Consider the following 24,795-nt stretch of genomic DNA (forward strand, 5'->3'; position numbering starts at 1 on the left):
ATAAAATTTTTCAGGCCCGATTATGACAACTTTACGACAGATATTTTCCATTGCTGAGTTAAGACAAAAGTTATTTTTTACCTTTGCTTTACTTGCGGCCTGCCGAGTTGGTGTGTTCATCCCTGTCCCAGGAATTAATGGAGAACGCGCCGTAGCTTATTTTAAACAGTTACTAGGTTCTAGTCAGAATTTATTTCAGTTAGCTGATATTTTTTCTGGGGGTGCTTTTGCACAAATGACAGTTATTGCCTTAGGCGTGGTTCCATACATTTCTGCATCTATCATAGTTCAACTTCTTTTAGTATTTATGCCCTCAATACAAAGGGAAATGCGTGAGAGTCCCGATCAAGGCAAAAGAAAGATTGGTAGATTAACCCGTCTATTTACGGTTGGCTTAGCAGTTATTCAATCATTACTTTTCGCTAAGTTTGCTTTAAAAATGAATATGTCTATTCCAGGTATTGTTCTTCCAACTTTGTTGTCGTCTAAGCTATTTGGAGCTCCCTGGATATTCTATATGACAACAGTTATTGTTATGACGACAGGAACATTGCTGCTCATGTGGATAGGTGAACAGATTTCTGATAAAGGTATTGGTAATGGCGTTAGCTTGATTATCAGTCTTGGGATTTTAGCTTCCTTCCCTTCTGTTTTGGGGTCAATAGTAAGTAAGTTAAACCTTGGTTCTCAAGATCCCTCTCAACTAGGTTTGTTCTCACTGCTTTTATTAAGTTTTATTTTTATATTCGTTCTCGTCACGACAATATTGATTATTGAAGGTGTGAGAAAAATCCCCGTGCAATATGCACGGAGAGTAATTGGTAGGAGAGAAATCCCCGGAGGAGGATCCTATTTGCCGCTGAAGGTAAACTATGCGGGCGTTATACCTGTTATTTTCGCTTCGTCTTTGCTAATGTTTCCTGCGACTATAGGGCAATTCATGTCTTCGGATTCTTCATGGCTTAAGCGAATTGCTATGATGTTATCCCCAGGTAGCTGGGTATATTCTTCATGTTATGTTCTGCTTATAATATTTTTTACTTATTTTTGGACAGCAACCCAGTTTCATCCTGAACAAATTGCTTCTGAAATGAAAAAGAATAACGCTTTCATTCCTGGAATTCGACAAGGGAAGCCTACACAAACATATTTAGAATACACCATGAACCGTGTTACTTTATTAGGAGCGGTTTTTTTAGCTATTATTGCTATTTTGCCATCTATTTTAGGACGCGTTCTTCATGTAGATGCCAATGTGAGTTATTTTTTAGGCGGAACAGCAATGTTGATTGTAGTTGGTGTGGTTTTAGATACGATGAAACAAGTAGATGCCTTTTTGCTTATGCGTCGGTACGATAGTTTTTTGAAAAAAGATCGTTCCAAAGGAAGGCATTGAAAAATAACAATTTTTGACCTAAGATGCTTATACTACTTTAAGGGAGGCCCTACGTATGCCACGCATCATTGGAATTGATATTCCTGCGAAGAAAAAATTAAAAATAAGTCTTACATATATTTATGGGATAGGGCCAGCTCTTTCTGAAGAGATTATTGCAAAGTTGCAATTGAATCCTGAAGCTAGGGCTGTTGAATTGACGGAAGAAGAAATAGGTCGCCTCAATTCTCTCTTGCAATCAGAATATGTAGTTGAAGGAGACTTGCGACGTCGTGTGCAGTCAGATATTAAAAGATTGATCTCTATACACGCTTATCGTGGACAAAGACATCGTCTTTCATTGCCTGTAAGAGGACAGAGAACAAAAACAAATTCTCGAACACGTAAAGGCAAGCGTAAAACGGTCGCAGGTAAGAAGAAATAATTTTTTTAGGAGAACGTGTTTTGGTTAAACATCAAACGCAGAAAAAAGGCGTAAAAAGAAAACAGTTAAAGAATATTCCTTCAGGCGTTGTTCATGTTAAGGCTACCTTCAACAATACGATTGTGTCTATAACAGATCCTGCGGGAAATACTATCTCTTGGGCTTCAGCTGGAAAAGTTGGATATTCCGGATCTCGCAAGTCATCTGCTTTTGCTGCAACGGTAGCTGCACAAGACGCTGCAAAAAATGCTATGAATTCTGGCCTTAAAGAAGTCGAAGTATGTTTAAAAGGCACTGGAGCTGGCAGGGAATCTGCAGTTCGCGCTCTCATAGCCGCTGGTTTAGTTGTTTCTGTCATCCGTGACGAAACTCCTGTTCCTCATAATGGTTGTCGACCAAGAAAAAGGCGCAGAGTGTAGTTTTAGGGAAGGAGAAAGGGATGTCGGATAATTCACAAAATTTACTTTACGATAAATTTGAATTGCCAGAATCAGTCAAAATGATGGCTGTAGAAGGTAGCGGGGGATCGATTGATAAGCAGGCGAGTTTTGTCGCAGAGCCTCTTGAAAGAGGCATGGGTCATACCTTAGGTAATGCTCTAAGAAGAGCGTTGCTAATTGGTTTAGAGGCTCCTGCAATTATTTCTTTTTCTATGACCGGCGTACTTCATGAGTACATGGCGATAGATGGAATCGTAGAAGATGTAACTAACATCGTTTTAAATTTGAAAGGAGCTTTACTCAAGAAATATCCTTTCCAAGATAGTGAGGATGGTCGTTGCACTCAATTGTTAAAGTCTACTATTTCTGTAGACGCCTCTGATCTGGCTGCTTGCGGTGGTCAAAGATCTGTAACATTGGCTGATTTGTTGCAAGAAGGTGGGTTTGAGTCTGTTAACCCCGATCATGTAATTTTCACTGTAACACAGCCTATGCAGATTGAAATTGCCTTGAGAGTAGCTTTTGGAAGAGGATATTCTACATCTGAGAGAATTATTCTCGAGGATAAGGGTGTAAATGAGATTATTTTAGATGCAGCCTTCTCACCCGTAGTTTTGGTTAATTATTTTGTAGAAGATACTCGTGTTGGTCAAGATACAGATTTCGATCGCTTGATTCTACATGTAGAAACAGATGGTAGAGTATCTCCTAAAGAAGCATTAGCTTTCTCTACACAGATTTTAACTAAACATTTCTCTATTTTTGAAAAAATGGATGAGAAGAAAATAGTCTTTGAAGAAGCTATTTCCATTGAGAAGGAGAATAAAGACGATATTCTTCATAAATTGGTTTTAGGTATTAACGAGATTGAATTGTCTGTAAGATCTACAAACTGTTTGTCTAATGCAAACATTGAAACCATTGGTGAACTGGTAATTATGCCAGAGCCTCGTTTGCTGCAATTCAGAAACTTTGGTAAAAAGTCTCTTTGTGAGATTAAGAATAAGTTAAAAGAAATGAAGCTCGAATTGGGAATGGATCTCAGTCAATTTGGCGTTGGTTTAGACAACGTAAAAGAAAAAATGAAGAGTTATGCCGAAAAAATTCGGTCTAAAAACGTCAAGGGATAATTAAGTATATGCAACACGCTAGAAAGAAATTTAGAGTTGGTCGTACTTCTGCGCATAATCGTTGTATGTTAGCTAACATGTTAAAGTCTCTAATTCATCAAGAAAGAATAGAAACTACTTTGCCCAAGGCAAAAGAGTTGCGTCGTTGTGCGGATAAGATGATTACATTAGCTAAAAAAAATACATTGGCTGCAAGACGTTTAGCTGTTGCTAGGCTAATGGTTAGATACAATAAGTTGACAAGTAAAGAGACTCGTCAGGCTAAAGCAGGCGACCTATCAGCTTATAACGTAGATCGTACAGTAATAAACAAACTATTCGATGAATTGGGCGCTCGTTTTGTCTCTAGAAATGGTGGCTACACGCGTATTTTGAAATTACAAAATAGAGTTGGTGATAATGCACGAAAGTGTATTATAGAATTTTTAGCTAATTAGGCTATTTTTTTGCGAATACTGACTACTAGGGAATAGTGATGAAAGTTGTAATTAACGGTTTTGGACGGATTGGAAGATTAGTTTTAAGACAAATTCTAAAAAGAAATTCTTCTATCGAAGTCATGGCTGTTAATGATCTTGTGCCTGGAGAGGCTTTAACGTATTTATTTAAATACGATTCTACTCACGGGCGCTTTTCAGCAGATGTATCTTATGATAACGGCTATCTTGTTGTTGATGGCCGTAGAATCCAATTATTAGATCAGCGTGATGTCCAAAAGCTTCCCTGGAAAGATTTAGGTATAGACACTGTTATTGAAAGTACAGGTTTATTTACTAAAAAAGAAGATGCTGCGAAACATCTTGAATCTGGTGCGAAGCGTGTACTTATTACTGCTCCTGCGAAAGGAGATGTCCCGACATTTGTAATGGGAGTAAATGAGAATAAATTTGATCCCGAGAAGGATACTATTATCTCTAATGCCTCGTGTACTACAAATTGTCTTGCTCCTTTGGCTAAGGTATTGCTAGATAATTTTGGTATTGAAGAAGGTTTGATGACCACAGTCCATGCTGCTACAGCTACTCAGAGTGTTGTAGACGGCCCATCCAAGAAAGATTGGAGAGGTGGTAGAGGAGCTTTTCAAAATATTGTGCCTGCTTCTACCGGAGCTGCGAAAGCTGTTGCCCTATGTCTTCCAGAATTAAAGAATAAATTAACCGGAATGGCTTTTAGAGTTCCTGTTGCTGATGTTTCTGTCGTTGACCTTACTGTAAGATTAAAGAAGTCAACAACATATGAAGAGATATGTAAAGTTATTAAAAATGCTTCAGAAACTAGTCTGCGTGGGATTCTAGGTTATACGGATCAAGAAGTAGTTTCTTCTGATTTTATAGGATGTGAATATTCTTCTATATTTGATGCTGGTGCAGGGATAGCGTTAACTGATCGTTTTTTCAAACTAGTTGCCTGGTATGATAATGAGATAGGGTATGCAACTCGCATAGTTGATTTATTAGAGTATGTAGCAAAGAACTCTAAATAAAAGGTTAAATTCGTGTATTTTACAAGAGATCCAGTCATTGAAACTGTAATTACGTCGAGGGAAGGATACAAGTTATCAGTTCGTAATACTAAGCATCTTTCTCAGGATCCTTTTGTTGTTGAAGCTGTTGAAGTAATTTCTTTAGGAAATACCTGTTTTTTCCGTAACTGCGATCATAGTAAACCGTTCATTGTTCCCGCAGGTGATTACGAAGTAATGGAAATTCGCGATACTAAGATCAACCTTAAAGCAGTAGGTCTAGATCGTGGTATTAAAATTGCTGGGGGACGAGAAGCCTTAATTAAGTTGCCTAAGGCTGCTCCTATAGCTGTTGTTGAAGAAAGCTCTTCAGAGACAGTTGTTACAGCTGAGTCTTCATCTTTAGAAACTCCCACCACACCAGCATCTTCTCATTCTACAACTAGAAAAGAGAAAAAAGAACGTAAAGGGGATAAGTGGAAAGAGAAGAAAAAGCAAGGACGAAAGAAAACTAATAAAGAGGTTTCTGAAGTAGCGGGATCTTCTCAAGAGATTATTGATGCTGTCACCGAAGAACTTTGGGAAGAATCCCAAGAAAGTAAATTAGGTGAGCAGAAAAAATTCTCTCTATTACCTCCTCCTGCGAAATTAATTTCTGAAATTATCTCTCAAGCTGTTTCGGATCCTACAGTGACTTCAGCCGATTTAGATGAATCTTTACAGGCTTTAGTAACTGAAAGTTCCGAAGTGATTAATGCTTTATTATCTGGTGATCAGACAATTGTTTTCCCTGAAGAAGAAATGGAATCTGCTCAAGATTGTGAACAGCCTTTGCCATCTTCTTTCCCAATGGAAGATGAATAGCAATTCATTAAAGATTTTTGGTTGTCTTCTCTTTGAAAACCATTGATCTAGAAAGTGTCATCTGATAAGATTCTGAGTTATATTTTTGGTGTTTTTCTTAAAATAGATACTTCCAAAAACTATAGTTCGAATCATATCAGTTATTTAATTCATAATTGGTGAGATTCTTCATTATTGCTCAGATGGTGGAATGGTAGACACTAGGGACTTAAAATCCCTTGGGCGCAAGCCCGTGCAAGTTCGAGTCTTGTTCTGAGCAGTTTTTCCTTTTTTGTTTAGATCTTAACTCAATGACTCATGTTCATTATTGAACACAGTGTGAGCTAATCGATTTTTTTATTTTCATTTAATTTTTTGTGAAATTCTAAAACTCGGTATCCACACTAGGAAACATCAACTTAGATTTTCTAGATTTTTCAGATGTCTTTTTCTTGGTTGTGAAATTGAGACAATAACTCCTTCCTGTGCTATAAACCGGAAAAATCTAATTAATATCTTAGAGGTATCCTTTGCGGCGGCTCTTATCGGCAATTAAGCTGCATCTAACTTCTATATGGTCTAGCAACTCCACCTGTTCTTCTTCAAATCATTACGATATATACTCGAGATCTATGCTTCTGTTGCTCTGTCGATGGAAAGATGCAGACATTATGGAATGGCAATACGCTTGTAATGCTTTAGCAGATGTTTGTAGTAAAATGAGCGGGCAACTTATCCCAAGTAAACCCGAGTTATCACAAGAAGATCTTTCTTGTGAGCAAGATATCCATTTAGAATGGAAACATCGATTTTCAGCTTTAGAAAAAGAGTTTTTATCTCGTGATGAGGTCAGAAATACTGAAATTGAAAAGCTGAGGAGTGAGAATGGTTGGTTACAACATCGTCTTTCTGAGAAGTTACAGCAAACACGTCATCAAAATGATATTATTGATGAATTGAAACGGGATTTGATAGAGAGTGTTCAGCAAACAGAAATTAGTGAAGGAAGACGTCTCTGTTATGAACATAAGATTAAGATCCTCGAAGAACAATTAGATAAGCTAACTCTATCTCGTATTCCTGAAACTGATATGTTTGAACAAGGGTCAAAAGAAAGCTTATTAAAACAGCAGGAAATAATAGATTTAAATAAAGCTATGACGAGTTTACATCAGAAAAAAGCTGATCAGGATAAGAAATATCAAGAAGAAATCGCAAGATTAAGTCTAGAGTTACAAAGCTATAGACAAACCGCATGTATAAATACGGAATCAGCAAAACTTCTACAGATTCAAAATGAGTTAGTTCAGAAGAAGAAAGAGGTTGCTTTACTACAAGATCTTGTTGAAGAGCAGTATTGTCAAATACAGAGGCTTAATAAGGAGCTTGGGTTTGAAGATGTTTTGAATGTATCCCATTTAAAACAGCTTTTAGGTAGAGATTTAGATTGTAATAGTACTGAATGTGCTCAGGAATCAAAATGTAGTGGGCTTGTAGAGTAGATCTTATCGAGATTTCTAGTTGTAATTATATATGGCTAACATAGAATAAACACTACATACTCCGCTTGGAGAACTTTTCTTAAGTCTGGATAAGGACTCAATTATGACGCAATTGATTATGGGGGTTGATCCTGGGACACTAGTTTCTGGGTACGCTATTATCCTTGTTGAACAGCGTTATAAGATACGAGCTCATAGTTATGGGGCTATTCGTTTATCTTCTAAAGACTCACTAACACAACGTTATAAACAGCTTTTCCAAACATTATCCGGAGTATTAGATGATACTACTCCTGATGCTGTAGTTCTTGAAACTCAATATGTTCATAAGAATCCTCAAAGCACTATAAAATTGGGTATGGCGCGAGGTGTACTCGTTCTTTCAGCTGCTTTAAGAGATATTCCTGTTTTTGAATATGCTCCAAATGTAGCTAAGAGAGCTGTTGTAGGAAAGGGAAATGCGAGTAAACAGCAGGTGCAATTAATGGTTAGTAAGATTTTAAATATTCCTGATGTCTTAAATTCTAATTGTGAGGATATTGCAGATGCATTTGCATTAGCAATATGTCATGCGCATACTTCTGCTTATACTTGTTTAGGAGTTCGATAATGTACGACTATATTCGCGGAATTCTTACTTATATGAGTTCGGGAACTATTGTGATCGAATGTCAGGGACTCGGATTTAGTATTTTTGCTTCTGATCGATGGTTGATTGAATTATCGAGTCAATTACATCGTGAAGTTGTTGTTTATACATATACAGTTGTTCGTGAAACTGAACATGTTCTCTATGGATTCAACTCTCGAGGAGAACGTGAGTGTTTCCGTATGTTAATTTCATTTTCTGGAGTGGGTCCTAAGACAGGTCTTGCGATATTGAATACATTTTCTCTTAATAAACTCTGTTCTATAGCGCGTGCTGAGGATGTCAAAGCTATAGCTTCTGTTCCAGGTATAGGGAAAAAAACAGCAGAAAAACTTATGGTGGATCTCAAGCAAAAGCTTTCGGATCTACTTCCTCTAGATTCTCAAGTAATTGCTTCTTGGGAACCCTCAAAACCCTCATGTATGGATGAGGGGATACAAGCGTTAGCTGCATTAGGATATCCTAAATCATCGGCAGAGAGGATGATTGCTGAAGCTATAAGTGAACTTCCAGATAATGCCTCGTTGGCTGAAATTCTTCCTATTGCTTTAAAAAAGAACTTACAAGGATTGAACAAGAACTAGACTTTCCTGAAGATAGTGGTATAATTTCTCTCACATTCACTTCATTTTGTTTAAGGAGATTGTATATACATGGAACAAACGCTATCAATTATCAAACCTGATTCTGTTGGCAAGGCTCACATTGGTGAGATTGTTGCAATCTTTGAAAAATCAGGATTTCGTATAGCTGCTATGAAAATGATGCATTTATCAGTAAAAGAAGCTGAAGGTTTTTATGCTGTTCATAAATCGCGACCATTTTTCCAAGAGCTTGTAGATTTCATGATTTCAGGTCCAGTTGTTGTTATGGTCCTCGAAGGTGATAATGCTGTGGTTCGCAATCGAGAAATTATGGGAGCTACAAATCCTCAAGAAGCTGCTCAAGGTACTATTCGTGCTCAGTTCGGTGAATCTATAGGAATTAACGCGGTACATGGATCCGATAGTTTAGAAAATGCGGCTATAGAAATTAGCTATTTCTTCAGCAAAATCGAAATAGTTAACTCGGCCAAATAATCAAAAGCATTTTTATAATAACGTCGTAGATGTTCGGTGAGGCTTTTCCAAAATATCTTTTAGTTCATCTTCTGAAAGAGTTCCCCAAAGAAAAATACTATCTACGGATGCTTTTAATTTATTGAAAAAGCTTTCTTTAGTGGGGAACCATGGACGGATGGTCGTTAGGAAATCTTGGTGTAAACGTTGTTTCCTATATGATGGTTGTTTTTGGGGTATTGGTAGATAACGTTTAAGTTTGTCTATATCGATATCCCATAGAAATGTTGAATGATGCACCCAACGAGACTTTTGGATATATTGAGCATTCCCTGCGATTTTCTTCTCACCTAAAGTATAATCATTTTCGTTAACAGAAAAAGCCTTGGGGAAGATAGGTGCATAGATATCATAAGACCATTGCATCAAATCTTGAGAATTGGCCATGGGTTCTAACGAATTCATAATCCAGGTTACGAATAAACTATTTTCATCAATAAATACTGTTCCACCGCCACTGTAACGTTTAATTATAGGAACATTGTCAGATCGCAATTCAGGGATATGAAGGTCTTCATTTGGACGTCTTGAAATGCCGAGGACGACTGCTTCGGGTGCGTTAGAATTAATAATACAGATATTTTCTTTGCAGTTGCGCAGAAGAGCTTCTTCTATTTGCAACTGCTCAAAGATAGTTATCCCAGATAGATTTAAGAAAATACATTTATTGGTGAGCATGTTTTTTTACAGCAACCATCAATACTTGAATATCGGCACAAGCGATTCCTGATATCCTTGAGGCAGACCCTATAGTTCTGGGGGTAAATTTAGCTAGTTTTTCTCTAGCCTCTAAACTTAGTGAGGAAATATTTTGATAATCTATGTCATCGGGAATAACCATATTCTCTGATTTTGATAGACTATGAATCAAAGATTTCTGCCGATCTATGTACCCCGCATACTTAATTTCCATTTCTAGTGAAGCATTCAGTGTTGAGCCGAGATCGCGTACGTCATCGGGGAATGTTTCCTTTAGAATATCGTAAGACACTTCCGGACGACATAAAGCTTTTGCTAGAGAAACAACAGAATTTCCGTACTTTTTGAAGGTTTTACTTAAACGAAGTTTTTCTTCCTCTATAATTTGCTTTTGATTTTCAAAAATTTCATAACGCTCTTGACTTAGGAGACCTAAGTTACGACCATAGTGAGATAAGCGTAAGCACGCGTTATCCTGCCTTAAGAGTAGACGATGTTCTGCTCTCCCTGTAAACATACGATAAGGCTCATCTAGTACTTGAGTAGTGAGATCGTCTAGCATCACACCGATATAGGACTCTTGTCGTGATGGAATAAATACGGGTTTTCCAAGTACTTTATTTACTGCGTTAATGCCCGCAATAAGACCTTGAGCAGCAGCTTCTTCATATCCCGTTGTTCCATTGATTTGTCCACATAGAAATAAACCTTCTATAATTTTACTTTCTAAAGTGGGGTAGATAACATTCCCATGAACATAATCATATTCAATGGCATAAGCGGGCCGGGTAATAATTGAATTTTCTAATCCCCGAACCGAACGGATCATTTCGTATTGCACATCAAAAGGCATGGATGTGGATAAACCATTAACATAAACTTCCTGAGTATAAATTCCTTCAGGTTCTATGAAGATATGGTGACGTTCTTTATCTGAAAATTTAACAATTTTATCTTCAATAGATGGACAATATCGAGGCCCTACACCTTCAATACGTCCTCCGTACAGAGCTGAGCGCCCAATATTAGCTGCAATAATGTCTTTAGTTTTCTGAGTAGTATGAGTGATATAACAAGATATCTGAGGTAAAGGAGGAATAAAATATTCATCTCTATGAACAAATCCTACACCTGGATCTCCGGGTTGTTCTTCTGTTACAGAGAAATCAATAGAAGAAGCCAGTAGGCGAGGAGGAGTGCCTGTTTTTAATCTACTAATCGGGAAACCGCGCTCTTTTAGAGCTGCTGATAAACCTGTTGCTGCAGGATCCCCAAGACGTCCGCCCGGGAAATTAAGGTCTCCAATATGAATTAAGCCGCGCATGAATGTGCCAGAAGATAGAATAACCGTCTTCCCTAGATAAACGATGCCTTCTTTTGTTGTGACACCTTGAATGACACTTTCTTTGTCTAATAAAGACTCAACGGTGCCCTGCATGATATGCAAGCCCGGGATGCTCTCTAATAAGCGTTTCATATGAATATGATACATTTGCTTATCAACTTGAGCTCTTGGAGCACGGACAGCGGGGCCCTTAGTCTGATTTAAGATACGAAATTGTATCCCAGACTGATCAGTAACCTCTGCCATGATACCGCCTAGAGCATCGATTTCTCGAACAATATGCCCCTTACCGATACCACCAACAGCAGGATTACAACTCAACTTAGCAATGGTGTCTAAGTTTGAAGTTAAGATTAGTACGGAGGCTCCCATTTTTGCAGAACAAAATGCAGCCTCGCAGCCCGCATGCCCAGCACCAACTACAATAACATCGTAATTAATTGGGTGAGTCCACATAAACTAGCTAATTATTTATTTTTATGACGGTCTCTTCGGCGTCTTTTATTACGCTTATGTTTAGCGATTTTAAGTCTTCGTTTTTTCTTAACAGATGACATAGTCTTTTTTATTGTTAGCGTATGAATATGAGTGTGTAATTCGATCTTTTCTCAATAAAAAGACCGCCAACTAGAATAGCTAAATTGAGATTAGAGCTATTCTTTGGATACCTAAAGTTATTAGGCACACCGTGCTTCACTGTTTCGTTTATCCCGCAGTCTCAACACACTAAGTAAACCTAGGATTGCGGTACTTGTTTTTCTCACAGGAAACAACAAGGGAAATGTTACTACAAAGATATTTTGTGGTCCACTAACGATTTTAATCGGGGTTGTCTAGAGAAACAACATAGATTTTTTTTGATAATATATAGGGGGAGTTTCTATAAAAAATTTATCTAACCATTGAATTCAAAAGCCGCATAATTTCTGAATCTCGCAAGTTCTTTTTCAAAAACTAAAGGAACTGAACCTATGGAACCATGGCGGTTTTTAGCGACTATAAGTTCTGCTGTTCCAGGTTTATCATTTGGATCGTAATATTCTCTACGCAATAGGAACATGACTAAGTCAGAATCCTGTTCTATACTCCCGCTTTCTCTAAGATCACTCATCATGGGTCTATGATTGGCTCTGTCTTCCACTTTTCTAGATAATTGTGATAAACAAAGAATAGGGATATTTAACTCTCTGGCCAAAGTTTTTAGCATTCTTGAAATTTCTGAAATTTCTGTTTGACGACTTTCTGCAGAACGTAATGTTCCTGAACCAGAAAGAAGTTGTAAATAATCAATAATCAGGAATTGAATATCGTAACTTTCTTTCATCCTTCTGGCGCGAGCTCTAAGATCAGTCACTTTTAATCCGGGCTGATCATCTATAAGCAAAGTATGTTGTTGCATTTCATTTACAACAGAAACAATACGTTGAAAGTCTTGTCCAGATAAATCTCCCACATTAATTTTCCTAGATTCTACTTCAGATCGAGAACATATGATCCTATGAATTAGTTGATCGACAGTCATCTCTAAGGAAAAAATTCCTATAGGGAGTTGACTTTGAAAGCACATATTTTCTGCGATATTTAACGCAAGAGCGGTTTTCCCCATAGCAGGTCGGGCTGCAAGAATCATTAAGTTAGATTGGGAGAAACCGTTGACCATTTTATCCAAATCAATGAAATGCGTCGGGATGCCTGAAATAGGTAAGGCATCACCATTTTGTGCATGTTGTTGGAAGAATTCTTGTTTTTCTTGTAATTGTATTAGAAAAGGCTTTTCTTGAGCAGAGACTAGGCCTTGAAGTTTATCGGCAACGAGAACGTACTGTGTGAGGGAGGTTGCCTGGCTAATTTTAAATAAAGCATTTTGTGCTTCGTCTAAAGCAACGGCAACGTCTTTAGGTTCCTCAGTCGCTTTTTTCTCTATTTCCTTAGCTGTTTGGATCATTTTTCTTAAGATGGATTTAGAAAGAATGATCTGAATATATTCTTCAATATATGCTGCAGTTCCTGCAAAATCTGCTAAGGTGATTAAATAACCAGGCCCTCCAATTACCGTAAGGTGATTTCTTCTTTTAAGTTCTTCTCCTGCAAGATGTACGTCTATAGGTTTGTCGTGTTTAAAAGCGTCTTGGAGAACTCGGAAAATGATCTTATGTTCCAGATAGTAAAAATCATCTTCGTTAAGCTGGTTGGCTGCTAGATTAAGATAATTAACTCCCGTTAACATACAACCGAGAACAATCATTTCTGATTCTTTAGAATTGGGTGGACTTGGTAGTGTAGGGGAGGGAGTTTTTTCTGTTTGAGTCAACATAGTTTTTATAATGTGATCTAGATGCAGGAGTCATTAGAGATCAGGTTAGGATATCGAAAATATATGCTCAAGTCATAAAGGTTGGGGAAGTCAATAAAATTTCTATTAAAGATTTAAAAAAACTCGGGCAATCAGAGGTAGAAATTACTAGATCACTAATATTGACTTACAATAGAATTCAATTCGCATTTGTCTTAATTTCTTTTGTGTGGATTAAGAGACTGAATGATCAGGAGAACGGAGTCCTAAAAGTTAACTTGCTTTCATTGAAGGAAGGAATTATTCTACTTTATTGAATAGGAAGGTAGTAGTAAGTTTTTCTGTCGGGAACTATGATGTGCCTTTGCTAAGGAAAGATGACTGAGTGGTCGAAAGTACGTCCCTGCTAAGGACGCGTACCTCTAAAGGGTACCGAGGGTTCGAATCCCTCTCTTTCCGAATTTTTCTAATAGAGTCCGTAATAAAGTTAATTAGTTGCTCTTTTTCTTTAAAATTTTTCTAAAATATCAAATAGGTATCAGTATAAGGTAATCTAGGAAACAGTCGTTGGGGGAGGAACTCTCTTCTTGCCTGTAGAATTGGCTTATCCTATAATAAGCCCTTTTAGATTATATTTAAGATTCCTTAAAAAGATCGCGTTAGCCAAAACCATGAGACAATTTTGTAATTTACTTTCTCTATCACGTATATGGCTAGCCTTATTCTTTTACCAAGAGAAGATTCACTTGCGCCTGTTGGTTATTTTAGGTGCTATGGCTAGTGATGTTTTAGATGGTTATCTTGCCCGTCGTTACAAAGCAACTAGTCGTTTTGGTTCTATATTGGATCCTCTCACTGATAAGTTCTTTGTTTTTGTTTGTGTTGCTATTCTGTACTGGGAGAGATCGTTATCTCCAGAGCATCTCCTACTTATTTTTGCTAGAGACATTTTTCTTGTGCTTTTCGCCATTTACCTCTCTATTGTTAGAGGGTGGAAGGGATACGATTACCGGGCTCTGTTCTTTGGAAAGATCTTTACAGTGGTTCAATTTATTATTTTACTCGGGGTCACTGCAGGTGTGCAAATCCCTGTAATTGGACTCATGCCGTTAATTATTCTTGGATTTCTCTATTTCTTAGAACGGGTGATAGATTACAAAAAACAATGCCTTGATTAAAGGCGTTGGTAAATTTTTTTTTAAAAAAGAGTGGAAGGATCTCATAGGAACAACTTGTGTTTTAGGAAGTGTTTCGCTACAATAGTCCTTTACGTTTGTCATAGTCTTTTAAAATATGCCTTGCCGTTTGCTCAGCAAAAAGTATTATAGGAACTGTACGGGTTCAAAGTCTTTTAGGCATGATTTATCATCTGTTTACAAATCTTTATGCTCTATAATTTTGGGAAGGAGTTTATGCAGTCATCAGAGATGAAACCCTTTTCAAGACTGCGGGCGTACTTCTGCCCCATATATCGATCAGAATTCCCAAAATTTATTCCTCTTTTCTGGCTAGCCTTTTTCGTAGGATTTAACTATTGCCTCCTAAAAAGTATGAAAGATACTTTAGTAGTGGTGGGATCTGATGCGGGTGCGGAAGTTATACCGTTCTTGAAAGTCTGGGGGATAGTTCCTGGAGCCGTTATCGTTACTATGATCTACGGCTGGTTAAGTAATCGGTGTCCTAGAGACACCGTTTTTTATTCCTTCATAGGTACGTTTCTCGGTTTCTTTTTCTTATTTGCCGTAGTAATTTACCCTATGGGGGATGCCCTACACCTGCATTCTTTTGCAGATAGGCTACAAGAATTACTGCCACAGGGTTTACGTGGATTCATTGTAATGATCCGCTATTGGAGCTATAGTCTATACTATGTGATGTCGGAACTATGGAGTTCGGTAGTTCTTTCAACGCTCTTTTGGGGATTAGCTAACGAAGTGACTAGCGTAAAGGAAGCTGGAAGATTTTACGCCTTAATTAATACTGGACTAAACCTTTCTTCCGTATTTGCTGGTGAAATTTCCTATTGGATGGGTAAACATTCGCTTTTTGTTTATCCCTTTGTTAAGGATAAATGGCATGAGGTTATGATGAACCTCACCATTTTAATCGTTCTAGCCGGATTGTGTATGATTTGGCTATATAGAAAAGTTCATTTCCTTACACAACATACCTATAATTTCTCTACAGCGTTTTCTTCCCCTGAATCTTCTTCTGAGGAATTACCTCAAGTTGAGGAGAGTGTGGCTAGTGTAAAAGCTAAGAAAAAGACGAAGACTAAGGCGAAAAGCCTTTTTCTTTACCTCATTCGTTCTCGGTATTTACTAGGCCTTGCCGTTATAGTTTTATCCTATAATCTTGTTATCCACTTGTTTGAAGTGGTTTGGAAAGATCAAGTTAGTCAGATTTATAGTTCTCATGTTGAATTCAACAGCTACATGAGTAGGATCACTACATTAATAGGAATTGTCTCCGTCTGCGCAGCTCTTTTCCTTACTGGGCAAAGTATTCGAAAATGGGGTTGGACGGTAGGTGCATTGACTACTCCAATTGTTATGCTGGTAACAGGTGTACTATTCTTTGGAGCTGTATTTGCTGTGAAGAGAGATATCATGATCTTTGGCGGATTTTTCAACATGGCTCCTTTGGCCATAGCAGCTTGGATAGGCGGGATGCAAAATGTGTTTTCTCGCGCCGCTAAATTTACATTCTTTGACCAGACTAAAGAAATGGCATTTATTCCTTTGCCGAATGACCAGAAGAACTTTGGCAAGGCCGCCATTGATGGTGTGGTATCTCGGATAGGGAAATCAGGAGGTTCCTTAGTTTATCAAGGGTTATTGATTATCTTCTCATCCGTTGCTGCTAGTCTTAATGTGATAGCTATAGTACTTCTTTTAATAATGGTAGTTTGGATAGCTGTTGTTGCTTTCATAGGAAGAGAGTACAATATAAAGGAAGCTGCTGCCGTTGCTGAGAGTTCGAAAATAGATTCAGTTGCATCAGAAGAAGCGATCAACAGAACTGCGGTGGAAAATTCCAGCAAAGAAGAAGTAGCCACACTATAGTTTAAAGGGCTTTTCGGCCCTTTTATTCATATTTTTTTTGATCTTTAAGCCTTCCCTCACATACTTTATTTTATTTGTTTTATAAATTTTTGACGTTACGGGTATTTATGAAAACGTTTTGGCATTTTTTGTCTAAAGGCTTCCTATCGATTCTAGGTCTATCTCTTGGAGTAGTTCTTGCCTTCTTTGTTACTTTGATGTTAGTTGTTTCTACCTCTGGAATGAACGACTCTCAATTTGTGAATATGCCTGACGCTAAGGGTGAGGTAAAAGATCTGGGCAAAGAGGCGCCAATTATCGCTGTATTAGAAATGAAGGATGTTATTTCTTCTAGTAAACATACGGCAAAAATTATTCAAGAAGCCATTACAACACTAGATTCCACACCTTATAAAGATAGAGTGAAGGGCATAATCATTGATATGGATTGTCCTGGAGGAGAAGTATTTGAAATTGCCCGTATATACTCAACGATTCAGTTCTGGAAACAACGTACAAATTGTCCTGTTTATGTTTTTGTGAATGGTCTTTGTGCTTCTGGTGGATACTATGTTGCATGTGCTGCAGATAGAATTTATTCCACACCTTCTTCTTTGATAGGTTCAGTAGGAGTGCTTTCTGGACCATATTTTAATGTAAAAGAAGGTTTATCTCGTTATGGAGTACAAAGTGATTTACTTACAGCTGGCAAAGATAAAGCTCCTATGAATCCTTATACGGAGTGGACAACTAAAGATCGTGAAATTCGACAAGAGATAATTGATTATCTTTACGGTCAGTTTATTGATATCGTTGCCACGAATCGTCCATTACTAACTAAAGATAAATTGATTAGTGTTTTAGGGGCGCGTTTGTATTCGCCTGAGAAAGCCTTAGAAGAAGGTTATATCGATGTTGTAAATGTAACTAAACAACAAGTGCTTCAAGATTTAGTTGCTGATTGCAAAATTGAAAATAACTACCGTGTAATCGGTTTGGGAAGTGATGGTTGGTTGAAAAAAGTTATGTCATCAGTAACTAATAGCCCGTTAATCACAGGAAAAATTCAACATGAATTGCTTCCTAATCTAGATAGTTCCACAAGTACATTTTACTACTTGGAGTCATGATTCTAGTTAATTAGTAAGTGGAGAGAATCAGTGAGAAAGATCTTTATTTTAGATGCTTCAGGATTTGTTTTCAGAGCGTATTTTGCTCTCCCAGATATGAAAAATTCTTCTGGAGAAGGAACACAGGCAGTTTTTGGGTTTGTTCGTTCTATTAATAAATTAATCAAAGAATTCTCTCCAGATCATATGGTAGCCGTATTTGATGGACCTAATAATAAACAAAGTCGTAGAGAGATTTATGCTGATTATAAAAGTAATCGAGAACAGAAAGAAGAAAATCTCTACCAACAAATTCCTATAGTCAAAGAATATTGCAGTTTGCTTGGGCTAACTTACCTAGAAGAAGAGGGAGTTGAGGCAGACGATGTAATAGCTAGCGCCACAAAGCAAGCAGTCTTAGAAGGATACGAAGTTTGTATATGTACTGCGGACAAAGATTTACTCCAATTAGTTGGTCCTAATGTTGTTGTTCTGAATCCATGGAAAGATCAACCAGAAATCGATCAAAACCGTGTTACAGATATTTACGGTATCCCCCCAAATAGAATACCAGATTATCTAGCCCTAGTTGGTGATACTTCTGATAATATTCCTGGCGTGTCTGGTTGTGGGCCTAAGAAAGCAACAGCCCTGTTGCAAAAGTATCATTCTGTAGAAGGTATCTTAGAAAATCTTGACGAGTTAACAGGATCTACTCATAAGATGCTCTCGGAACAAAAAGATATTTTATTGTTAAGCAAAGATCTTGCTGTATTAAACGATAAGATGCCTCTTCCTATAACAATAGATGAATTAAAGTTTCCTCTACACGAAGTGTGTCAGGAAGAAATGAATACTTTTTATATGCGACAAGGTTTTAAAACTTTAGTTCAGCAGGTTGAGGAAGAATCTAACATAGATGTTATTGTAATTAATAATAGTAAAAAGTTGACTTGTGAGCTCTCTAATTTGCATGGAAAAAGTATAGCTTTTTCTGTTGGATATAAGGGGAATTTTCTCCCGTCTCTAACTTTAATGGGAGTAGCTTTAGCCTATGATGATGCTGTTTATTACGTTGATATAGAAAACGCTTCAGATGATATTCTCACCCCATTAAAAGATTTCTTTAGAAGAGAAGATACCGAATTCTATGGTTACAACATAAAGAGAGATAATCACGCATTAAAAAATGCAGGTATCCATGTGAATCATATAGCTCTTGATTTAGCTCTAGCCGAACACTTAATTAATGGAGGAGCGAAAATCTCGTATCAAACGCTTCTTGTTGATCATGGATTAGTTAGTGCTGCAGGTAGATATGGAAAGGAATGGGGACAGTTAAGTTTGCCTATACTAAAGTCTCCTGTAAATCCTGCTCAATATTTTGGAGAATTTGTTTCTTATCTGCCTAGAATAAAAAAATCTTTATTAGAAGAGTTGAAAATAAAAAAAGTAGAAGATCTTTTTTTTAACATGGAAATGCCTTTAGAGAAGGTTCTTTTTACTATTGAAAGAAACGGGATGCCTTTAGATGTTGAAGATCTGCAAGAGCTCGAAAGAATTTTATCAGAAGAATTAGCAATTCTTACGGATGATATTTATACCTTAGCTGGAGCTCCTTTTAATATTAAATCTCCTAAGCAATTGTCAGACATTTTATATAATAAACTTGGTTTGACACCTGTGGATAAGGCTCGATCTACTAAAGCAGAAGTTTTGGAAGCTTTATCAGGGGAACATGAAATTATTGAGAAGATTTTAGCGTTTAGGGCTGTTGAGAAATTGCTTTCTACTTATGTGAAAGCCCTTCCTAGACAAGTAGACCCTCATACCTCTAGAATTCATCCTACATTTAATCAAATGGGGACAGTCACAGGTAGACTGGCTTGTCAGGATCCAAATCTACAAAACATTCCTATACGTTCTGAGCGAGGCAGATTATTAAGAAAGGCTTTCTGTGATACTCATCAGAATAATTATTTTTTATCTGCAGATTATTCTCAAATTGAGTTAAGATTTCTGGCACATTTGAGCCAAGATGAGTCGTTGAAGTTGGCCTTTGAATCGCGGGAAGATGTACATACGTTTACCGCCTCTCAGGTATTTCATGTGCCGTTAGAAGAAGTCACCAAACAGCAGCGCATGCAAGCAAAGACTGTAAATTTCGGTATTATCTATGGGCAACAAGCTTATGGATTGTCAAAGATTTTAAAAATCAGTGTTTCAGAAGCTCAAAAGTTAATAGATGCATACTTTGATCGTTATCCTGAAGTAGCTCGTTTTATTAATGAAACGGTGAATCAAGCTTGTGAAAATTTGCGAGTAAAAACATTGCTGGGCAGGGAAAGGATAATAGATAATTGGACAGAGTTTTCAAACTCTCGTGCTGCTTCAGGCCGTCTTGCTGTTAACACCCGCATACAAGGTAGCGCTGCTGAATTGATCAAGTTGGCAATGCTGCAACTTTTTGATGCGTTAGAAAAACGCAAATTGAGAAGCCGAATGTTACTGCAGATACATGACGAATTGATTTTTGAAGTTCCTGAGGATGAAAAAGAAGAAATGCAAACTTTAGTGCGTGATATAATGGAATCTGCAATGATTTTATCTGTCCCATTAGTTGTGAATATCTTAATTGGAAAAAATTGGGCAGAATGTTAGAATTACTAAAAGTTTCTATTACAGGGGATCTCTCTTCAGGAAAGACTGAAGCATGCAGGGTTTTTCAAGATTTGGGTGCCTATGTAATTAGTGCTGATAAAGTTTCGCATAGTTTCCTTGTTCCTCACTCGCATATAGGTCGTCGCGTTATAGATCTTCTGGGATCAGAAGTTGTTATTGACAATGCATTCGATAGAAAAGTCATAGCAGAGAAAGTTTTTGATAATTCAGCTCTTCTTCAATCCTTGGAAGCTATTTTGCATCCTGAAGTTTGTCGAATTATTGAAGAGCAATATTATCAGGTCGCCAAGGAGCGAAAGCACCCTCTGTTCATTGCTGAGGTGCCTTTGTTGTACGAAATACATTATGCGAAATGGTTTGATCGCGTCATTCTTATTACAGCAGATGAGAATATTCGTAGGGAAAGGTTTACCAAAAAAACTAATTGTTCTGATTTAAATTTTTATCAGAGATGTGCTCGGTTTTCTTCTCATGAGGAGAAAATGATGCATGCCGATATTATTATAGAAAATAACGGCACTAAAGAAGAATTACGTCATAAAGTCGAAGAATATTTTTACGCTTTAAAGGGAGCATTATGAAAGAAGAACGTTCTTCAGAAGTCTTGCCAAAGGTGAAAGAGAATAAGAAACATACATGTCCTGTGTTGCAAGAGAAGTCTTTTGCAGGAGAATGTGCTGTAGTTGCGGATACGGTTGATGAAAATCAGAACGTAACTATTACAAAAATTGCCAAATTGCAAAGGATGGGAATTGAAGAGCTTAATGTACTAGCTCGCCAATATGGAGTGAAGAACATCGGGTCTCTCACTAAATCTCAGGTAGTATTTGAGATAGTAAAAGCAAAATCTGAGCGTTCAGATGAGCTTTTAATTGGGGAAGGAGTTTTAGAAGTTCTCCCCGATGGATTTGGTTTTTTAAGATCTCCTACTTATAACTATCTCCCCTCTGCTGAAGATATTTATGTTTCCCCTGCTCAGATCCGTAGGTTTGACTTAAAGAAGGGAGATACAATTATAGGTACGATACGTTCTCCAAAAGAGAAGGAAAAGTACTTTGCCTTACTCAAGGTAGATAAAATTAATGGATCTACTCCAGACAAAGCTAAGGAACGAGTTTTATTTGAAAACCTTACCCCTTTATATCCTAATGAAAGAATTGTTATGGAAATGGGGAAAGAGCACCTTGCTGAAAGAGTTCTAGATCTTACAGCTCCCATAGGGAAGGGGCAAAGAGGACTCATTGTAGCTCCTCCCCGTTCTGGGAAAACCGTCATTTTACAAAGCATAGCCCACGCTATTGCTGTCAATAATCCAGATATTGTTTTAATTGTTTTGCTCATTGATGAACGTCCTGAAGAAGTTACTGACATGATTCGTCAGGTGCGAGGTGAAGTTGTTGCTTCTACATTTGATGAGCAGCCTGAAAGGCATATTCAAGTTGCGGAAATGGTTATAGAAAAGGCTCGACGTCTAGTTGAACACGGAAAGGATGTTGTTATCCTTCTCGATTCTATTACACGTTTAGCTCGAGCTTACAACACTGTACAACCGCATTCTGGAAAAATTTTAACAGGTGGTGTAGATGCTAGTGCTTTGCATAAACCGAAGAGATTCTTTGGAGCCGCTAGAAATATCGAGGGCGGGGGATCTCTAACCATTCTGGCTACTGCCTTGATTGATACCGGATCTCGAATGGACGAAGTGATTTTTGAAGAGTTCAAGGGTACAGGAAACATGGAGCTTGTACTTGATCGTCGTCTATCTGATCGAAGAACTTATCCTGCGATTGATCTTATTAAAAGCGGCACAAGAAAAGAAGAACTACTTTATCATCCTAGTGAATTAGAAAAGGTTTATCTCTTCCGTCAGGCAATTGCTGATCTTACAGCTATTGATGCAATGCATTTGCTTCTCGGTAGATTAAAGAAAACAAATAGTAACGCAGAATTTTTACTTTCTTTGAAAGAATAGATTAGAAGATCTTGTCGTTTTCGAAATGATAGGTGAAAAAATCCACGGTTTAACTATAAGTTCGGACCTTGTCTTTCACTTATCCTTTTTCTAAATTATATCTACGATTTAACAGACCTTAGAATGATTGATCTTTTTATCAATTAAAATATTCTATAATCTTTTCCTCATATTGATGGAGAGAGTTCTCTCAACGCATTAAGAGGATAGGACATATGAAAAGAACGTCTTGTTAGTTTTAGCGTTATTTCCCTATAAGAATCTCAGGGAAAACAATCAAGGGGGAGTCTTTGCTAGTGAGATATTTTCCTTGAACAGCTTTTTCTATGATTTCTTGAGCCTCACGATAATACATATTGAGTTTTGTAATTTGTAAAGCTGTTCCAGAAGGACTATAGATCCCTAAGTATTCTTTTCTTTGAAAGATTGCCACAGTTAGGGGGGGCTGGTTAATTACTTGTAATCCCTTAGTTAGGGGAATACCAAAAAATAAACGGATAAGCATATTCTTATGCTTATAATGAGAGTTTTTGTATTTTGTCAAAAAACGATGAGGATACCAGATAATGATGAGCTTTGAAGAGGAGCAACTTCGTGATCATGCTGTGGTTAACCTATACCGTATAGGAGCAATAAGATTTGGTGATTTTAATTTATCAGATGGTCAGCAGACTCCTATTTATGTCGATATGCGTTTAGTTATCTCTTGTCCTGATGTTTTACAAACTATTGCTTCATTAATTTGGCGTTTACGTCCTTCTTTTAATAGTAGCCTATTGTGCGGCGTTCCTTACACTGCTCTCGCATTGGCGACATGTATATCATTGAAATACAATATCTCTATGGTGTTGAGAAGGAAAGAATTAAAATACCCGAACCAAGAAGACAGAATTAAAGTTGAAGGTCTTTTTTCTCCAGGACAAACATGCTTAGTAATTAACGATGTTATTGCTTCAGGGCGTTCGATTTTAGATACTGCTAAGGCTTTGGAAGATGAGGGTTTAAATGTTCGAGAATCCTTAGTGTTCCTAGACAGGCAAGTTGGAGGAATAGATGCTTTAAAAGAGGCGGGAATTAAGTTGAGATCGGTGTTTACTCTGGAAGAACTTGTCAGGTCGCTACTTTCCAAGTGCCAGTTAAAAGATGGAGACGCAGCTATTGCGACCGCACTTATAGAAACTTTTCAATAATTATTCATTTTTATTCTATTTAACAACAAAAACTTGGTTTTTATAATTAAATTAATCTAATTTCATTCTAGTTAGTTTGTGTAGCCTTTTTATTTGATTCTAATTTAAAATTGGGATTACAGAAGGCAGGGCAAATGATAGAAAACGATTTTCAGGGCTATCCCCCAAGTTATCAGGCTTCTCATTTTTATCGAGATAAGGTTGGTGTTATTGTTTTATGTGGTGGTGAAGGAAAGAGATTATCTCCTTTAACCTATTGGCGTTGTAAGCCAACTGTATCGTTCGGGGGAAGGTATAAGCTCATTGATGTGCCCATTTCACATGCAATAGCCTCAGGATTTTCTAAGATTTTCGTAATAGGTCAATATCTTACCTATACACTACAACAGCATCTTGTGAAGACGTATTTTTATCATGGAGTATTGCAAGATCAGATACATCTTCTTGCCCCGGAAGGTAGGGATGGAAGTCAGGTATGGTATCAAGGAACTGCTGATGCTATTCGTCAGAACCTCTTATATTTAGACGATCCGGGGATAGAATATTTCTTGGTTTTGTCTGGTGATCAATTATACAATATGGATTTTCGTAAAGTTGTAGATTACGCTCTATCAATGCAATCTGATATGGTAATAGTCGCGCAGCCCATTCAGGAAAAAGATGCTTCAAGAATGGGAGTCTTGCAGATAGATAAAGACGCAAATCTTTTAGACTTTTACGAAAAACCTCAGCAAGAAGAAGTTTTAAATCGTTTTCGATTATCTTCTGAGGATTGTCGAAAACATAAACTAGATCCTCAATACGGAAATTTCTTAGGAAATATGGGGATTTATCTTTTTCGAAGAGAGAGCCTATTTCAATTGCTTTTAGAAGAGCAAGGAGATGATTTTGGAAAGCATCTTATCCAAGCTCAAATGAAACGCGGGTCAGTAAAGGCTTTCCTGTATGATGGCTATTGGACAGATATCGGAACAATCGAATCTTATTATGAAGCAAATATCGCTTTAACACAAAAGCCTAGACCTCAAGTTCGTGGTTTGAATTGCTATGATGATAGAGGGATGATCTATAGTAAGAATCACCATCTTCCAGGGACTATAGTTACGGATTCAATGATTTCTAACTCATTACTTTGTGAAGGAGCTGTTATTGATTCCAGTAATGTATCTTACAGCGTTGTGGGAATTCGTGGTGTGATAGGGAAAAACTCTATCATAGATCACTCCATCGTTATGGGAAATGACCGTTATGGAAGTTCGAATCAACATGCTCTAGGTATCGGAGATAATTGTGAGATTTATAAAACAATAATCGATGAGAACTGTAGAATTGGTAATGGAGTGAAACTCACGAATATTCAAGGGCATAGAGATTATGATTCTCCTGATGGGAAGTTAGTTGTTAGAGATGGAATTATTATTATTCCTCGAGGAACCAGAATTCCTGATAATTATATGTTTTGACGGCGATTCCATAATTAATAAAAATAGCCTAGAA

General features: G+C 37.4%; 24 protein-coding genes and 2 tRNA genes. 21 read left to right on the forward strand and 5 right to left on the reverse strand.

Annotated features, from left to right (window positions below; all coding sequences use genetic code 11):
- Positions 1–22: 22 nt before the first annotated feature.
- The 12 genes from secY (at position 23) to ndk (ending at position 8,925) form a co-directional block, all read left to right on the forward strand.
- Entirely contained in the window at positions 23–1,396 is a 1,374-nt protein-coding gene (secY, locus tag H9Q19_RS02975; RefSeq protein ID WP_213240159.1) for a preprotein translocase subunit SecY, read from the forward strand.
- A 55-nt stretch (positions 1,397–1,451) separates the two neighbouring features.
- Positions 1,452–1,820 (forward strand): 30S ribosomal protein S13, encoded by a 369-nt coding sequence (gene rpsM / locus H9Q19_RS02980; RefSeq protein WP_011006085.1) that lies wholly within the window; start codon positions 1,452–1,454, stop codon positions 1,818–1,820.
- 20 nt (positions 1,821–1,840) lie between these two features.
- On the forward strand, positions 1,841–2,239 hold the full coding sequence (gene rpsK / locus H9Q19_RS02985) for a 30S ribosomal protein S11 (protein WP_117273803.1): 399 nt from the start codon (positions 1,841–1,843) through the stop codon (positions 2,237–2,239).
- A gap of 20 nt (positions 2,240–2,259) precedes the next feature.
- Positions 2,260–3,390, forward strand: coding sequence for a DNA-directed RNA polymerase subunit alpha (locus H9Q19_RS02990; RefSeq protein ID WP_213240161.1), 1,131 nt, complete (start codon positions 2,260–2,262; stop codon positions 3,388–3,390).
- Positions 3,391–3,398: 8 nt separating this feature from the next.
- Positions 3,399–3,827 carry a 50S ribosomal protein L17 gene (rplQ, locus tag H9Q19_RS02995; protein WP_213240163.1) on the forward strand — a complete coding sequence of 143 codons (429 nt, stop codon included), beginning with the start codon at positions 3,399–3,401 and terminating at the stop codon, positions 3,825–3,827.
- A 38-nt stretch (positions 3,828–3,865) separates the two neighbouring features.
- Positions 3,866–4,873 carry a type I glyceraldehyde-3-phosphate dehydrogenase gene (gene gap / locus H9Q19_RS03000; RefSeq protein WP_213240166.1) on the forward strand — a complete coding sequence of 336 codons (1,008 nt, stop codon included), beginning with the start codon at positions 3,866–3,868 and terminating at the stop codon, positions 4,871–4,873.
- Positions 4,874–4,885: 12 nt separating this feature from the next.
- A complete protein-coding gene (grgA, locus tag H9Q19_RS03005; protein WP_213240169.1) occupies positions 4,886–5,716 on the forward strand; it encodes a GrgA family transcription factor in 831 nt (276 codons plus the stop codon).
- 176 nt (positions 5,717–5,892) lie between these two features.
- Positions 5,893–5,975 (forward strand) — tRNA-Leu (locus tag H9Q19_RS03010).
- 391 nt (positions 5,976–6,366) lie between these two features.
- Complete coding sequence (locus H9Q19_RS03015) at positions 6,367–7,197, forward strand: hypothetical protein (protein ID WP_213242043.1); 831 nt, start codon at positions 6,367–6,369, stop codon at positions 7,195–7,197.
- 103 nt (positions 7,198–7,300) lie between these two features.
- A complete protein-coding gene (gene ruvC, locus H9Q19_RS03020) occupies positions 7,301–7,807 on the forward strand; it encodes a crossover junction endodeoxyribonuclease RuvC (protein ID WP_213240171.1) in 507 nt (168 codons plus the stop codon).
- Positions 7,807–8,430 (forward strand): Holliday junction branch migration protein RuvA, encoded by a 624-nt coding sequence (gene ruvA / locus H9Q19_RS03025; RefSeq protein ID WP_213240173.1) that lies wholly within the window; start codon positions 7,807–7,809, stop codon positions 8,428–8,430. Before ruvC ends, ruvA begins: the two co-directional genes overlap by 1 nt.
- Before the next feature lie 69 nt (positions 8,431–8,499).
- Positions 8,500–8,925: a nucleoside-diphosphate kinase gene (gene ndk, locus H9Q19_RS03030; protein WP_213240175.1), complete on the forward strand. Its 426-nt coding sequence runs from the start codon at positions 8,500–8,502 to the stop codon at positions 8,923–8,925.
- Between the two features lie 12 nt (positions 8,926–8,937).
- Here ndk and H9Q19_RS03035 read toward each other — a convergent pair whose 3' ends face one another.
- The 4 genes from H9Q19_RS03035 to dnaB all read right to left on the reverse strand — a co-directional run bounded on the left by H9Q19_RS03035 (position 8,938) and on the right by dnaB (position 13,322).
- Complete coding sequence (locus H9Q19_RS03035; protein ID WP_213240177.1) at positions 8,938–9,642, reverse strand: lipoate--protein ligase family protein; 705 nt, start codon at positions 9,640–9,642, stop codon at positions 8,938–8,940.
- Positions 9,629–11,464: a tRNA uridine-5-carboxymethylaminomethyl(34) synthesis enzyme MnmG gene (gene mnmG / locus H9Q19_RS03040; protein WP_213240179.1), complete on the reverse strand. Its 1,836-nt coding sequence runs from the start codon at positions 11,462–11,464 to the stop codon at positions 9,629–9,631. The genes H9Q19_RS03035 and mnmG overlap by 14 nt, the downstream gene beginning before the upstream one ends.
- Before the next feature lie 11 nt (positions 11,465–11,475).
- Positions 11,476–11,565, reverse strand: coding sequence for an AURKAIP1/COX24 domain-containing protein (locus H9Q19_RS05405; RefSeq protein ID WP_072667724.1), 90 nt, complete (start codon positions 11,563–11,565; stop codon positions 11,476–11,478).
- 338 nt (positions 11,566–11,903) lie between these two features.
- Complete coding sequence (dnaB, locus tag H9Q19_RS03050; RefSeq protein WP_213240181.1) at positions 11,904–13,322, reverse strand: replicative DNA helicase; 1,419 nt, start codon at positions 13,320–13,322, stop codon at positions 11,904–11,906.
- Between the two features lie 350 nt (positions 13,323–13,672).
- Here dnaB and H9Q19_RS03055 point away from each other — a divergent pair.
- The 7 genes from H9Q19_RS03055 to rho all read left to right on the forward strand — a co-directional run bounded on the left by H9Q19_RS03055 (position 13,673) and on the right by rho (position 22,108).
- Positions 13,673–13,760, forward strand: a tRNA-Ser gene (locus H9Q19_RS03055).
- A 212-nt stretch (positions 13,761–13,972) separates the two neighbouring features.
- Positions 13,973–14,479: a CDP-alcohol phosphatidyltransferase family protein gene (locus tag H9Q19_RS03060; protein ID WP_213240183.1), complete on the forward strand. Its 507-nt coding sequence runs from the start codon at positions 13,973–13,975 to the stop codon at positions 14,477–14,479.
- A gap of 234 nt (positions 14,480–14,713) precedes the next feature.
- Complete coding sequence (gene npt2, locus H9Q19_RS03065) at positions 14,714–16,366, forward strand: NTP/H+ exchange transporter Npt2 (protein ID WP_213240185.1); 1,653 nt, start codon at positions 14,714–14,716, stop codon at positions 16,364–16,366.
- A 107-nt stretch (positions 16,367–16,473) separates the two neighbouring features.
- Positions 16,474–17,475, forward strand: coding sequence for a S49 family peptidase (locus tag H9Q19_RS03070; RefSeq protein ID WP_213240188.1), 1,002 nt, complete (start codon positions 16,474–16,476; stop codon positions 17,473–17,475).
- 30 nt (positions 17,476–17,505) lie between these two features.
- A complete protein-coding gene (gene polA, locus H9Q19_RS03075) occupies positions 17,506–20,115 on the forward strand; it encodes a DNA polymerase I (protein ID WP_213240190.1) in 2,610 nt (869 codons plus the stop codon).
- Positions 20,109–20,717: a dephospho-CoA kinase gene (gene coaE, locus H9Q19_RS03080; RefSeq protein ID WP_213240192.1), complete on the forward strand. Its 609-nt coding sequence runs from the start codon at positions 20,109–20,111 to the stop codon at positions 20,715–20,717. The genes polA and coaE overlap by 7 nt, the downstream gene beginning before the upstream one ends.
- A 164-nt stretch (positions 20,718–20,881) precedes the next feature.
- Complete coding sequence (gene rho, locus H9Q19_RS03085; RefSeq protein WP_020345855.1) at positions 20,882–22,108, forward strand: transcription termination factor Rho; 1,227 nt, start codon at positions 20,882–20,884, stop codon at positions 22,106–22,108.
- 244 nt (positions 22,109–22,352) lie between these two features.
- On the opposite strand, the gene H9Q19_RS03090 is transcribed toward rho, so the two are convergent.
- Positions 22,353–22,613, reverse strand: coding sequence for a hypothetical protein (locus H9Q19_RS03090; RefSeq protein WP_213240196.1), 261 nt, complete (start codon positions 22,611–22,613; stop codon positions 22,353–22,355).
- 61 nt (positions 22,614–22,674) lie between these two features.
- Between H9Q19_RS03090 and H9Q19_RS03095 the strand changes: the two genes are divergently transcribed.
- Positions 22,675–23,298, forward strand: a complete 624-nt coding sequence (locus H9Q19_RS03095; protein WP_213240198.1) for an orotate phosphoribosyltransferase — start codon at positions 22,675–22,677, stop codon at positions 23,296–23,298.
- A gap of 134 nt (positions 23,299–23,432) precedes the next feature.
- The gene (glgC, locus tag H9Q19_RS03100; protein WP_213240200.1) at positions 23,433–24,761 is read left to right on the forward strand and encodes a glucose-1-phosphate adenylyltransferase; all 1,329 of its coding nucleotides are present in this window, start codon (positions 23,433–23,435) and stop codon (positions 24,759–24,761) included.
- Positions 24,762–24,795 lie beyond the last annotated feature (34 nt).

Source organism: Chlamydia crocodili, assembly GCF_018343815.1.
GTDB lineage: Bacteria > Chlamydiota > Chlamydiia > Chlamydiales > Chlamydiaceae > Chlamydia > Chlamydia crocodili.